At 68.1% G+C, this 12,836-nt stretch carries 12 protein-coding genes, 1 pseudogene and 1 riboswitch; of the genes and pseudogenes, 4 read left to right on the top strand and 9 right to left on the bottom strand.

All coding sequences use genetic code 11. The annotated features are described in order from the left end of the window. Positions 1 to 231: 231 nt before the first annotated feature. Together tgmB and tgmA are read right to left on the bottom strand one after the other, a co-directional pair. Positions 232 to 1,164, bottom strand: coding sequence for an ATP-grasp ribosomal peptide maturase (gene tgmB / locus FCH28_RS24405; RefSeq protein WP_136742272.1), 933 nt, complete (start codon positions 1,162 to 1,164; stop codon positions 232 to 234). An 8-nt stretch (positions 1,165 to 1,172) separates the two neighbouring features. Then, positions 1,173 to 1,397, bottom strand: a complete 225-nt coding sequence (gene tgmA / locus FCH28_RS39380) for a putative ATP-grasp-modified RiPP (RefSeq protein WP_425471987.1) — start codon at positions 1,395 to 1,397, stop codon at positions 1,173 to 1,175. A gap of 525 nt (positions 1,398 to 1,922) precedes the next feature. Further along, positions 1,923 to 2,084: riboswitch (cyclic di-AMP (ydaO/yuaA leader) on the bottom strand. A gap of 354 nt (positions 2,085 to 2,438) precedes the next feature. Here tgmA and FCH28_RS40120 point away from each other — a divergent pair. Beyond that, a pseudogene (locus FCH28_RS40120) lies at positions 2,439 to 3,384 on the top strand (IS630 family transposase); the annotation flags it as partial. Positions 3,385 to 3,593: 209 nt separating this feature from the next. Here the strand turns inward: FCH28_RS40120 and FCH28_RS24385 are convergent. The 3 genes from FCH28_RS24385 to FCH28_RS24375 form a co-directional block, all read right to left on the bottom strand. After that, positions 3,594 to 3,965, bottom strand: a complete 372-nt coding sequence (locus tag FCH28_RS24385) for a hypothetical protein (RefSeq protein ID WP_136742270.1) — start codon at positions 3,963 to 3,965, stop codon at positions 3,594 to 3,596. Next, positions 3,958 to 5,187 (bottom strand): peptidoglycan-binding protein, encoded by a 1,230-nt coding sequence (locus tag FCH28_RS24380; RefSeq protein WP_136742268.1) that lies wholly within the window; start codon positions 5,185 to 5,187, stop codon positions 3,958 to 3,960. Before FCH28_RS24380 ends, FCH28_RS24385 begins: the two co-directional genes overlap by 8 nt. Positions 5,188 to 5,498: 311 nt before the next feature. Next, positions 5,499 to 5,825, bottom strand: a complete 327-nt coding sequence (locus tag FCH28_RS24375; protein WP_136742267.1) for a hypothetical protein — start codon at positions 5,823 to 5,825, stop codon at positions 5,499 to 5,501. Positions 5,826 to 6,089: 264 nt separating this feature from the next. Between FCH28_RS24375 and FCH28_RS24370 the strand changes: the two genes are divergently transcribed. Then, a complete protein-coding gene (locus tag FCH28_RS24370) occupies positions 6,090 to 6,503 on the top strand; it encodes a hypothetical protein (protein ID WP_136742266.1) in 414 nt (137 codons plus the stop codon). A 108-nt stretch (positions 6,504 to 6,611) separates the two neighbouring features. Here FCH28_RS24370 and FCH28_RS24365 read toward each other — a convergent pair whose 3' ends face one another. The 3 genes from FCH28_RS24365 to FCH28_RS24355 all read right to left on the bottom strand — a co-directional run bounded on the left by FCH28_RS24365 (position 6,612) and on the right by FCH28_RS24355 (position 10,111). Continuing rightward, a complete protein-coding gene (locus FCH28_RS24365; protein ID WP_136742265.1) occupies positions 6,612 to 7,625 on the bottom strand; it encodes an AraC-like ligand-binding domain-containing protein in 1,014 nt (337 codons plus the stop codon). Positions 7,626 to 8,021: 396 nt separating this feature from the next. Further along, on the bottom strand, positions 8,022 to 8,504 hold the full coding sequence (locus FCH28_RS38255) for a hypothetical protein (protein ID WP_169314243.1): 483 nt from the start codon (positions 8,502 to 8,504) through the stop codon (positions 8,022 to 8,024). Positions 8,505 to 9,118: 614 nt separating this feature from the next. Then, positions 9,119 to 10,111, bottom strand: coding sequence for a GlxA family transcriptional regulator (locus FCH28_RS24355; protein WP_136742264.1), 993 nt, complete (start codon positions 10,109 to 10,111; stop codon positions 9,119 to 9,121). A gap of 74 nt (positions 10,112 to 10,185) precedes the next feature. On the opposite strand from FCH28_RS24355, the gene FCH28_RS24350 reads away from it, so the two are divergent. Then, on the top strand, positions 10,186 to 10,773 hold the full coding sequence (locus FCH28_RS24350; protein WP_136742263.1) for a cysteine hydrolase family protein: 588 nt from the start codon (positions 10,186 to 10,188) through the stop codon (positions 10,771 to 10,773). Between the two features lie 167 nt (positions 10,774 to 10,940). Here the strand turns inward: FCH28_RS24350 and FCH28_RS24345 are convergent, their stop codons facing one another. After that, positions 10,941 to 11,660 (bottom strand): SDR family oxidoreductase, encoded by a 720-nt coding sequence (locus tag FCH28_RS24345; protein WP_136742262.1) that lies wholly within the window; start codon positions 11,658 to 11,660, stop codon positions 10,941 to 10,943. Positions 11,661 to 11,806: 146 nt separating this feature from the next. Between FCH28_RS24345 and FCH28_RS24340 the strand changes: the two genes are divergently transcribed. Next, the gene (locus tag FCH28_RS24340) at positions 11,807 to 12,670 is read left to right on the top strand and encodes a LysR family transcriptional regulator (protein ID WP_169314242.1); all 864 of its coding nucleotides are present in this window, start codon (positions 11,807 to 11,809) and stop codon (positions 12,668 to 12,670) included. Positions 12,671 to 12,836 lie beyond the last annotated feature (166 nt).

Here is a 12,836-nt window from a genome sequence, read left to right as displayed (position 1 = left end):
ATAGCGAAAACTGGCGGCAACGACGCGCCGGGCGCACCCCGCATGGTGTGCGCAGTGCGCCCGGACCGGTGCCGGTGGGCTGCTGATTCAGTAGGTTCGCTGCGTGCTGAAGGTCGCAGTCAAAGGCTTGGCGCAGGACCTCGTCACCGTTGTTGTCCACAGCGCCAAGCAATCCGAGCGAAACAAAAATGGGCTCACGCCACAGTGGCGGGCTGCGCTCCGAAAGACACCTCAGCTCCCAGTCCGCACGGCCAGCCAGGCCGCAATGGATGCGGCGATGGGCTGGCCCGTATCCAGCTGGATGAAGCCGAACTGCCCACCCTGGTTGCATTCAAGGAACCACCAGGTTCCCTCGCTGTCCTCGGCGAAATCAAAAGCTCCGTAGGCGAGGCGGGTGAGGGACAGGTAACCGCGGATGGCCTGCTCGATGCGGGCGGGTACCTCTGCGGGTTCCCAGGTGCCGCCGTCGTCGGCGAAGCGAACGTCCACCTGGTCGGGGTCGGACGCCTTCCGCGCGGCGAACAGCTCGTAACCGACGCAGGTCAGCCGGATGTCCGCGCGCTTGGGTACGCGTTGCTGCAGCAGGGTGGGGCTGGCTGCCACTCCCGCGAAGTCCGTATCCGGCTCGATACGACTGGTGGGCAGCGCCATCGGCGGGTCACTGGGGTGTGCTCCCGACACCGGCTTCACGATGAGGTCCGGGTACTCGGTGGCGAACTCGCGTGCCACCCTCGGAAAGGTGGTGATCAGCGTGGGCGGTACCGCGAAGCCGCTGCGGTGGGCGACGGACAACTGCCATGGTTTGCAGCGGGCTTGCGCGGCTGCGACGGGGTGGTTCATCCAGCGCACGTCTGCGCTGTTCAGCGTTCCGTACAGGGCGTGTGCGGACTCCGCCCTGAGCCAGCGGGACTGATGAGCGGCGCGCGCGCCCGGTCGGCCTGGCCGGCGTACCCATATCGACCGCAGTCCGCTCATGCTCACCACGCGGCCACCCGCGGACAGGTATCCACGGAACTCTCCTTTGACGTACTCAGTCGATATATCGGCCCGGCCGGGGACATCGGCGGGGTCCAGGCGGACGACCGGGACGTCCGCGTCGTGCAGCGAGGCCACCACCAGGTCCGCGGTCACGTCCTCTTCGCAGGTCAGTACCAGTACCGTCATGAGGCTCGTCAGTCGTCGAAGTGGGTTTTGGAGCCGGCGGTGGAGGCAGTGGTACCGGTCGCCAGGAGCAGGGCGCGGTGGCTGATGACAGGACGTCCGTCAGGCAGGACATTCCACTGGCGTACGGGGTCGTACCGGTAAGGAATGCTGATGGACGGGTTCACGGGCGGGCGGGTGTAGTTCAGGGCGAAGGGGGTCTGGGTCTCATCGTGTTTCCTCCTGAGTGCCAACACGGACAGCAGGCTCTGAGCCTGGCTGCGGGGTAAGGGGGATTGCATGGGGGGCGGGTGGCCATGCAGCCCGGTCGGGTCGTCGGCAGTCCGCCGGGGTGACGGCGCGCCAGCCCGATGACGTCTTTCGGGCAGCGCGTTTTGCGGCGGCGGCAGTGCTGGTATCCGGGCCGACCGAGCCCGGAGCGTCCGCGGCTGCGCCGCCGAGGACGTGCTGTTCGCCATGGCGACGGGCTGGTGAGGGCTGGTACGGGCTCGTATGACGAGTGGTGATTGCCCCTGGACGTCTACGGCTGTGATCGCGCCACCGTGTGGTCGCGTTCCTTCGTCATCCGTGCGGAGAATCCGGTGCGGTCGATCATGTGTCGCCGCTGTCTTCGACGCCGGGGGGCAGGGCGCCGTTACCGTCTCCGGTGACCGGGGAATCGGGGGTCGCGCCGACGGCGAAGCCGCTGCTGACGAAGTGTCGGGCCGTGAGCCCGGAGGCCTTGGGTGCGGTGTCGTGCAACGGAAAACGTCACGGTGGGTATCCATACTCCGGGACGCCTGCGAGGTGAGCTGTCGGGTTCGGGCTGGAGATGGCCCGGCCGTGCGGCTGCCACGGCTTCACCCCAAGCCGTCCGGTCGTGGTGTTCCGGACGGCAGAAGTGGGTCCCCCGCTCCTGCCCGGCGGTGCGGTGATGTGAGTGCCGCGCAGGCCGGGGGCAGGATTCGGCGGTCCGGCCGCGCGGTGTTCGCCTCGCGAACGGGGAGCACGCTAGTTCCGCCTCGCGGCCAAACACAAGCTCTTCACAAATGGATTCGCCTCAACGTGGCTTTTTTACAAGGGAGTTGCGGATAGGGGGGTAGATACTCCGGGTAAGGGAGTATCCCGGCGCACGCTACGGCAATCCGCCCACCTCGGCTGCCCGGCGCCAGCTGATGCCGTCCCGCGCTACCTGCTAGGCGTCTGGTGGAGCTCGGGAATGGTGGGCTCGTTCGTACTCAAGTACTGGTTGTACGTGGTCACATGGTGAAGAACAGCGGGATCGGGATCTTCCCGGGGTGACGCGGATGTCGGCGAACTGCTGGCGCCGGGCCCCTGGCTGTGGGCGGAAGGGGCGGCTTTGGCTTCGAAGGGGCCCGGTGGTGTCCGCTGCCGTCTCGCTCCCGTCCAGTTACGGGAGCTGGAGGCCTACTGGACACTGGCCCGGCCGCGCACGGCTGGGCCGAGGGCCAGTGCTGGACCTTGGCCCGGATCGCCGAGGTGATCCGCACACGGTTCGGTGTCAGCTACACCGTGGCCGGGGTCGACCTGCTGCTGCACCGGATCGGATGGAGCGTGCAGATGCCCGCCCGCCGGGCCGCCGATCGCGACGAAGCGAAGATCGCGCAGTGGAAGGATGAGCAGTGGCCCGCCATAAAAAGACTGCGGCGGACTTGGGCGCCTGGCTGTGCTTCGAGGACGAGACAGGGCAGGGGCTGAGGCCGCCCAAAGGCCGGACCTGGGGACGTAGGGGCCGTACCCCCATGGTGCGGGTGACCTCAGCCGGCACCGGCGCGTGTCCGTAGCCGCGCTCGTCTGCACGAAGCCCGGACGCCCACCCCGGCTGATCTACCGCACCCTGGTCGACCGAGGCCCGCGCAAGGGTCGCCGAAAGGGTTCACCGAGCCCGACTACGCTCGGCTCCTGGACGCCGCCCACCAGCAGCTCGGCGGTCTGGTCGTGCTCGTCTGGGGCAATCTGAACACTCATGTCAGCGCCCGGATGAGACAGCTGGTCGCGCAACGACCCTGGCTCACCGTCTACCAGCTGCCGCCCTACGCACCGGAGTTCAACCCGGTCGAACCGGTCTCGTCACACCTGAAGCGGCCCCTGGCCGACCTCGCCAGACACGGCATCGACGAGCTGACCGGGCTCGTGAAGACCCGGCTCAAACGGATGCAGTACCGGCCCGGCCTCATCGACGGCTTCATCACCAAGACCCGGCTGGACTTCAGCCTGCCGTAGCCCCAGCTGTCGAAGATCTCTAGGTGTCAGTCAAAGATCATTAATGGTTGCCTAGGAGTTATCCGGCCGATCATGAGGAGCCTGTCTGTGCGATTCGGCCTCGACCTATGGCGCGGATCTACTGCACCAAATGCGGCGCAACGCCGCTGAGCTGACGCCCGGCACGACGGAGGCCCCCACTCTCGAAAGGGTGGGGCCTTCGTCGTACGTCAGGCGGGAAGTGGCCACCACGGGGGCACGTTGTCGTACCCGCAGTGCCCGCTGTCGCTCGTGCCGCCGAACGGGGTCCCCAGCCACGCCATGTGCGCCCACGCGACCAGGAACAGGAACACCAGCAGCAGCACGACCGGGACGGTCGCCTGCCACCAGGCCGGGCCTCGGACGGGCGCCCGGACCAGCGCTGCCAGCGTCACACCGACGGCGACCGCGATGAACGGCTCGAACGGGCGGCCCAATTCAAGACTGCCCTCATCCAACCCGTACGAGCCGCAGTACCTGCGAGCCTCGTCAGCGAGCCGGAACGACAAGTAGCCGCCGATCGCGCCGGCAGCGAGCAGCACCCCGCGCAGTGTCCTAGTCATCGTCTTCGGGCACCTGCAGCCGGTCCCACGAGTACTCGCCCGGCCAGCCGTCGGCCTTGGATCCGTTGAAGCCCAGCTTGCGCTGCCACACGGCGTAGGAGTGGCGGTCGGCCTCGGTCCACTGCGGGCCCGGGCCCTTGCTGTAGTGGCCGCAGCCTTCCTCTACCAGACGCTTCCCCATGGCAGTGATGATCCGCGACTTCGGCTGGTCGTGGAACCACGCGTCGCCGGGGAACTCCTCGAAGTCGCCCGGCTTCTGCCCGACGTACGGCACCCGCAGCTGCTCCCACGACGTCTCGCCCGGCCACCCGTCGGCCTTCGCCCCTGCGTACCCGAGCTTTCGCTGCCACTTCGCGTACGACGCCCGGTCGGCCTCCGACCACTGCGGCCCGGGCCCCTTTGCGTACTCGCTGCAGCCCTCGGCGACCAGACGCTCCCCCATGGCCGTGATGATGGGGCTGCTGGGCTCCTCGTGGAACCACTTCGCGCCGGGGAACGGCTGGAACTCCGTCGCATCATCGCCCGGGGTCGGGTCGGCGCCCTTGAGCGGAACGCCGCGGGCCGGGATCCACAGCTTCATCCCGTCCTTCACCTTCCCCGAGGCGTCGAGGTCATCGGGGTTGGCGAGGATGATGTAGTCGCTCGGCACGTTGTAGCGGACACTGATCCGGCCCAGCGTCTCGCCGCCCCGGACGATGTGATTCCCGCCGTCCCACAGGACACCGGGGTCGAGGCTGCCGTTCAGCACGTGCCCGTACAGCAGGTCGCCGGGGCACTGGGTGGCGTAGCCGTCGCGGTGCCCGGCTATCTCCCACCCGGCGCCGTGACGACGCAGGTAGGCAATCGCGTCCTGGATGCCGCGGACCATCTTCTCCGGGACATCGGTGTAGCCGCCCGAGCCGGTCGGCGCGCACACCGCGTGGTGGGCGCGGTTCAGCTCCCTGTTGCCGTTGGCGGCGTTCTGCTCCCTCCAGCCACGGCCCTCGAACACGACGCCGTGGCGGCACACCAGGAGGTTGTAGTCGATTTCCGAGTCGCCCTTGCCCTCCATGTGCTCGCGCTGGATCTCCTTGACCCGCATGGCGCACAGGGCATGCACCTCCAGGAACGGCTCGAACCTGGTTCCGGTGTAGTGGACCTTCACGCCTTTCGTGGACGTGACAGGCTCGTGCAGGTTGTCCGGCTTGGTCGCCTTCCAGTCGGCTCGGCGAGCAAAAAGCACGAAACGTTCCCCCTTTTTGATCGGTCAACTCCCCACGCCCTAGTGGCAGTTAGGGTTAGGTCAACGAGGTTGTCTCGGCAGCGCGAAGTGCTGGGTTTCTTCTACGGTGTGGACGATTTCCACGGTGTCGCATCCGGTCGTGGCGAGGTGGTCGACAAGTTCGTCGGTGAGGATTTCGGGGGTGGATGCGCCGGAGGTCACCCGATCGCCGCTGCAGAAGCCGCCGTTCCAGGTCCGATCAAGTGGCGGTAGGCGCGCCGTGGCAGCAACGGGTTCGACGCAATCGCCGTAACCCTGGCCATTAAAGATCTCTAGCCTGACAAGCGTGCCCCGGCCGAATCAACGGCCGGGGCACGCTGCTTTTGCCGAACAACATCCCAGTCCCCTTCGTGGCAGTATTTTTGCTTGTCATCGTCGCCCTTCTCGCAATAGAAGTAGCCTTCGCTCTGCTCCAGGATGAACTCTCCAGGCTCCTTAGGGGTCCACTTCAAAATCGCATTGTGAATGCAGTATTTCTGAATCAAGTGCGTATCACCTATGACGTCGTCAGGATCGCCGCATGCGCCGCGCTTCGGTGAACTCCACCTGATCCCCTCGGGATGTTTTCCACCGACACCTGTGCGTTCCTCGTCACTCACCCTCGATGGCACGAACTTACTGGTTCATCAATCTGCGCTGACAATGATCACGCTTCGCCGGCACCCGCTCCTTCTCCGCACTCATGCCGGCCCACCGAGCCGTCCACCAGCCCCGTCACCCGGCCAGGAATGGAGGCAGGTGCCAAGAGGCTCGGGCGCTGCGCTGGATGCGAAGGATTCCTGCGCTCTCCGCTAAGGCGGCACGGGCGATGTAGGCGACAGTGAAACCACACCACCCGAAACCTCAAAACCTCAGGAGGGGACATGCGTAAGCGGATTGCCGCACTTGCCGCAACGTCGGCGACCATCTGTGCGCTCGCAGCGACCACCACGGCGAGTGCACAGGAGACCCGCGCCACCGAGACTTCCGGCGTACAGCAGATGAACCGGTACAGCGGAGGTGACCAGCAGGCCATAAGTGGCTGTGTGTACCGGGGGTCCCTTTCCGGTGCAGGGGGCAGCGCCGACTGGTATCTGTGCGACGGCGTCCACGCAATAGGAGAGGTGAAGGACGACAAGGCCGACGGAAGGTGCCCCTTCGTCATGTTCCGGCTGTCCAACAGTGAAGTGCGGACGTCCAACTGGGCGGGGCCCAAGGGCGATACGAGCCCCATCGATGTCTGGGCCGCGCCTGGCACGTCGATCATCGACGCCTGGATGTCCAACATCGCCTGCTAGTAACCTCTCGGGCCCGCGATGCTGCCACGGGCCCGGACGCGCGCTACAGCAGTCCGATCCGCCGGCGCTCAGGCGCTCAGGCGCTCAGGCACTCCAGCACCCAGGCGCTCAGGAACAGGCCGTGGCGGTGCCCGGGAGCGCGGGCGGTGTTCCCATGGCGGCCCGACGCCACTCCCGGGGCGATGTCCCGTACGCGGCGAGGAAGGCGCGGCTGAAGGCGGACGGGCTGTGGAAGCCCCATCTGGCGGCGACCGCGTAGACCGCGGTGCCGCGCAGTGCGGGGTCTGCCAGATCTGCCCGGCAGCGCTCCAGACGTCGGTGGTGGATCGTGGCGGCCACGGTCCGCTCCCGCGTCCGGAAGAGGGTATGGAGCGTGCGTACGGAGATGTGGTGCCGGGCGGCGACGGCCGGGGGATTCAGGGCGGGGTCGGCCAGATTGTCGTCGATGAAGGCGTCGATGCGGGCCAGCAGCATCCGGGTGTGGGCCTCGGGGGGAATGCGGTCGTGTGCGTTGAGACGGTCGGCGAGGAAGGCCACCGCCAGCTCCCACACGGCCGGCCCGATCCGCTCCCGCTGCCGGTCGGTCATGGTCGGCGCCTCATCGACCAAGTGCCGCAGGAACCGTGCGAAGACCGCGGCTGTGCCCCGGTTCGTCGCGGTAGCGGTCGCCAGCAGTTGGTCCGTCCTGGAGTCGGAGAACGGCAGCTCGGGCCTTGGCAGGTGCACCATGATGGCGCGGGATGTCCCGTCGTCCGACGTGCGCAGCCCGCGCGCGTCGAAGGGCCGCGAGGTGTTCCACAGCCCCAGGTCACCGGCGCTCATCGTGGCTTCATTGCGGGCCTGGGCGATCCACATATCGCCCCCGGCGTTGAGCGTCAGCTCGTACACGTCGGGGTCGGATCTCCTGATGAGAGCGGGCGTTCGCTCGGATCTGATCGCGGGGAAGGAAAGCGTGCTCACCTGGATGCCGCCCAGTCCTATGGCACCCGCACCCGCGGCGAAGTCACTGGTGTGCTCGCTGGTGATCCGGGTGGGCGCGACATCCTGGCTGATCAATTCGCACCACCAGTCGAATCGCTGCTCGGGCGGCACACAACTGCTGTGGAGCGCTGAGAAACTCACCGGTCTTCCCCCTCAAAGACACCAGTCACCGCACGCACAAACACCCAGTCTCATCAAGGCTCCAGAGGGCACAACCCGGCGCACGGACGAAATCGGCCAAGGCTGCCGCGTGATGCTGCCGGCACCGAGTCGGGTGACGATGCGGAGCAGGTTCCGGTTGGCTTCGTTCACTTCCCGCAGCTGCATTTGTTTGTGAGAGTTCGGGAGGCATCCGCAGCGTCTATAACAGTGCAGCGTGGGCCGTGACTGGCGCGACGCCTCGGGCGCTGAGGTGGAGCACCACCAGGGAGCGGTCTGACGAGAAGTCGATGCCGTACAAGTGGTAGCCCGTTTGCGCTCACTGAGTCGGCCCTGTCGGGGATTTCGAGTCCCGTCCCCACTCCGCCGGCCTCGCGGCTACCGGCGGAACTGGGCGCGCAGCTTGGAGATCCGGCTCGGCAGCCAGGTCATGAGGGTCACCGTCGCGGCCAGGCTGCCGATTGTCACCAGGAAGGCTCCCGGATAGAGGTGGTTCACCCAGCATGGCTGCCACTCGTTGAGGCAGGAGTTCGAGGAGCTCCTTCCGGGGATCGCGCGGGAGACGGCCATCGCGTTCACCACAGTCGCGGCCGCGCATACGATGCCGGCCGCGGTCCATTTGGTCGAGTGCTTGCTCCTGGCCGAGTTGACCCGGTGGAAGGAGCGTTTGGCGGCCGTGAACGTGATCGGGAGCAGCACGCCGACGGTGGCGCCGAATCCGATGCCGGTCGCCGGCCAGTACGCGGCCAGATCCCACAACTCGTCACCGAGCCACAGCGTCAGTGCAAAGAATCCGCCGACGGCTATGAGCGCGGCGGCCGGCTTGGCGATCTTCTTCCAGCTCGCCTTGGAACGGTTCATCAGCGAATCCTCTCGGTGGTCTTGTCCGTGCGGCCGGTGCGTTGCCGCGGCCGCGAAGCCCGACCGTCCGCGAGCGTAGGAGTGGGCGGGCGCGTGGCGGCACCTGGGGCGGCCGTCGCGCCAGGGCAGCCAGAACGGCTGCGATGAGCTCCCTGTCGCCTGCGGGGCAGCGTCGAGGAGAATCAGCCGGCCCCGCTCCAGCCGCGACTCGCACCCGATGTGCTCAGCGGTCGTGGCGAAGAAGTACCAGCCCGCGAGGCTCTTCCCGACCTTGGACCAGCGGAACGGCCGCACGGGCGCCATCAGCTCGAACCGGACGCCCCAGCAGCAAGAGGCGGGAGACCGCCGAACGTGTATGCCGTCTTCGAGGAATCCCAGGTCAAATGCCACAAGGGCCGGACCTGTGTACGCTCCCGCGAGCTCACCCGCTGCCACCCCTGACGCCCCAGCACGTCATGCCACTCAGACTTCGGTGACACAACCCAATGATCACCAAGGTTCGCTGGCGAAGACCAAGATTCGATGACACGGGACACACACAAGTGTGACTGAGGGCCCAAGCTGGCCCGTGAGTGGTCGAGTTGGTCCGGCGGAGAGTTGTGGCCGGCCCGCAATCAACGCCGCGGTCCAGAGGGTGGTTGTTCGGCGAACGAGGTGCGGTAGGCGCGCGGGCTGGTCGCCAGACGGGATGTGAAGTGCTGGCGCATGGTGACTTCGCTGCCGAAACCGGACCGGCGGGCGACCTCGGGCATGGGCAGGTCGGTGCGCTCCAGGAGCTTCTGGGCCGCCGCGATGCGGTGGTCCACGAGCCAGCGCAGCGGGGTGGTCCCGGTGGCTGCCGCGAAGTGTCGGGCGAAGGAGCGGGGCGACATCCCGGCGCGGGCGGCGAGCGCGGACACGGTGAGTGGCTCGTCGAGATGAGCCAGGGCGAAGGCGCGCACCTCGGCCAGCGCGTCCGCGTCGCGGTCGGCGTGCGGTGTCGGATGTTCGATGAATTGGGCCTGGGTGCCGGTCCGGAAGGGTGCGGTGACCATGGAGCGGGCGACTGTCGCGGCCGCCTCCGCGCCGTGTGCGGAGCGCTCCAGATGCAGACACAGGTCGATTCCGGCGGCGGTTCCGGCGGAGGTCCACAGGTTGCCGTCCTGGACGAACAGGGCGTCCGGTTCGACCCGTACCAGTGGGTGCCGGGCTCGCAGCAGGTCGGTCAGCGCCCAGTGGGTCAGCGCCCGGCGGCCGTCCAACAGCCCGGCCTGGGCGAGCGTGAACGCGCCGCCGCACAGTGCGGCGATGGTGGTGCCCCGGGCGTGGGCGCGGCGCAGCGCTGCGAGGACGGGCTCGGGTACGGGGGTGACGTGGTCGTCGAGGCCCGGCACCAGGATCAGGTCGGCGCGGGGGAGCCAGGCGAGGGTGCGGTCCGGAGTGAGGGCGAGCCCGCCGCGCATCGGTACCGGTTCGGGGTCCGCAGCTACCCGGCGCAGCTCGAACGCGGGCACCCCGCGGTCGGTGCGGTCCGTCCCCCACACCTCGGTGATCACCGAGACGTCGAAGGCCCGGATACCGGGGGAGGCGAGCAGGGCGATGCGGCGTGCGGGTGCGGGGCGGGCCATCTTGGCAGTAAACCATCGATCGCTGTCTTTTCGCCTTCTGTGAGAGTGCCCTCCGGGGCGGCAGGATCGTGGGCATGGAGATCACGCAGAACGCGGCGCTGGTAGTCGTGGACGTACAGAAGGGCTTCGACGAGTCGGAGTTCTGGGGCTCACGCAACAACCCGGCCGCCGACGAGAACATCGCCTCGCTGATCGAGGCCTGGCAGAACACGGACCGTCCGGTCGTCTTCGTACGGCACGACTCGAACAAGCCCGGCTCGCCGCTGCGGACCGGGTATGAGGGAAACGACTTCAAGGAGTACGTCGAGGAGCGGCGCGGCAAGGGCGGCGGGTCGGAGCTACTCGTCACCAAGTCCGTGAACTCGGCGTTCTACGGCACCCCCGACCTTGACGACTGGTTCAAGGCGTCGGGCGTCACCCAGGTCGTACTGGCCGGCATCCAGACCAACATGTGCGTGGAGACCACCGCCCGCATGGGCGGCAACCTCGGCTACGACGTGCTGGTCGCCCTCGACGCCACCCACACCTTCGACCTGACCGGCCCGAACGGCTGGCATCTGACGGCCGACGAACTGGCCCGGGCGAGCGCCGTCTCGCTGCACGGCGGGGGCTTCGCCCGGGTGGTGACGACCGGCGAGCTGGTGGCCGCCGTCCGCCCCTGACACTCCAGATCAGGGGCTACTCCCTCGGGTCCAGATGACGGCGCCCGCGTAAGTGGAGTCCGGTGAGGGTGAACTCGGCGCACGCTGAGGGGGCGGCGTACCCACGGGGAGTGTGTGCCGCACGGTCGGCGGTTCCCTCTCCTGCTCCTGCTCCTGCTCCTGGTCTGTCACGCGGCCTGTCCGGTCGCGGCCAGTACCAGTTCGCGGACGGTGATCCGCTGCGGTTGCTCGTAGACCCAACGGACCGCCTCCGCGATCTCATCGGCCGTCGGCAGTTCCACCGCGTCCTTGAACGCCTGATAATCGGCCTTGGCGGCCTCGTCGGTGGTGTGTGACAGCAGGTCCGTACGGACTGCGCCGGGGGCGATGGTCACCACTCGCACTCCGTGCGCGGCGACCTCCTCGCGCAGGCTCTCCGAGATCGCGTGCACCGCGGCTTTGGTGCCGCTGTAGACGGTGTGCTTCGGGTAGCTCTTGAGACCTGCCACCGAGCCGATGTTGATCACTGTGCCGGTTCCGCGGTCGACCATGCCGGGCAGTACCGCGGCGATGCCGTTGAGCAGGCCGCGTACGTTCACGTCCACCATCTGGTCCCATTGCTGGGCTGGTTGGGCGGCGACCTCGCCGAGCAGCATCGTCCCGGCGTTGTTCACGAGCGCGTCGACGGGACCGAAGGCGGCCTCGGCCTCGGCGACGGCGGCGGCCACCGCGGAGCGGTCGGTGACGTCCACCGCCCGTGCCAGCGCGTGGGGCAGGCCCAGGCCGGTGAGCCGGTCGAGGCGACGGCCGAGCAGCAGGAGCGGGTGGCCGCGGTCGGCGAAGGCGCGTGCGGTGGCCGCGCCGATGCCCGTACCGGCGCCGGTGATGACGATGAGTGGCTGTTCCATGACGTGCTCCATTCCTCATGACTTCTGGAGAGGTGATCGAGGCCCCCACCTCCGGGCGGGAACTGCGGAGGTGACGTCATCAACCCTGCTTGCGCGGCGACTTCCGAACAATGCCGAACCCCGCAACGATCGATAACCTGAGGGTTATGGAAAGCCGTGAGATCGAGATCTTCCTGGCGCTCGCCGAGGAACTGCACTTCGCGCGCACCGCCGAGCGGCTGCTCGTCTCGCAGGCCCGGGTCAGCCAGACCATCAAGAAGCTGGAGCGCCGGTTCGGCACCGCGCTGTTCGAGCGGACCAGTCGGCGGGTCGCCCTCACCCCGGTAGGCCGTCGCCTCCGGGACGACATCGGCCCGGCGTTCCTCCGTATCCAGGAAGGCATCGCGCGTGCGACCGAGGCCGGCCGGGGTGTTGCCGGACCGCTGCACGTGGGCTTCTCCGGGGCGCTCCAGGGCGACTTGGTGCTCTCCGTCCAGGCCGCCCTGCGCACCGGCAACCCTGAGTGCGAGGTGCGACTCCACGAGGTCCCCGAAGGTGATCCGTACGGCCCCCTCCGGTCCGCCGAGGTCGACCTGGCCATCGTCCGATTCCCCGTCAGCGAACCGGACTTGACGGCCGGGCCGGTGCTGATATCCGACGCCGTGATGCTCGCCGTTCCCGCCCGCCACCGGCTGGCCCGCCGCGACGCGGTCGGCGAAGGCGACCTCGCCGGCGAGAGCGTGCTGCCGGCCGGCTCGCTCCAGGAGACACTGGCCCGGGTCGGCGCCGGCCACGGCGTCCACCCCGTCCCGAGCCAGACAGCGGTGTACCAGACCCGCCCGACGATCGCCTTCGTCCCCTACCCGGACGCGCCACCCGCCGAGTTCGGCGCGGTATGGCGGACAGCGGCGGACAACGCCCGCATCCGCGCCTTCGTCGCCGCCGCCGCTGCCCTGGTGCGTACCGAAGGCGGCCCCGCACAGGTCTGTGGAGCCTGCCGGGCCGACGCCATCAGGCCCGCGCCTCGGTGAACGCGTGGCAGATCGCCCGGCGTCCACGGGCACGGACGCGGACACTGAAGGACTGGCGAGCCATCGCCACCCGCCATGACAAAGCACCCGAGAGCTATCTCACCGGCGTCCACTTCCGCGCAGCACCCATCTGGATCAGCCAATCAGGAAACCCGTCCCAATCCAG

The sequence above is a fragment of the Streptomyces piniterrae genome, from assembly GCF_005048155.1.
Lineage (GTDB): Bacteria > Actinomycetota > Actinomycetes > Streptomycetales > Streptomycetaceae > Streptomyces > Streptomyces piniterrae.
This window is presented reverse-complemented; position numbering and strand designations above follow the sequence as displayed.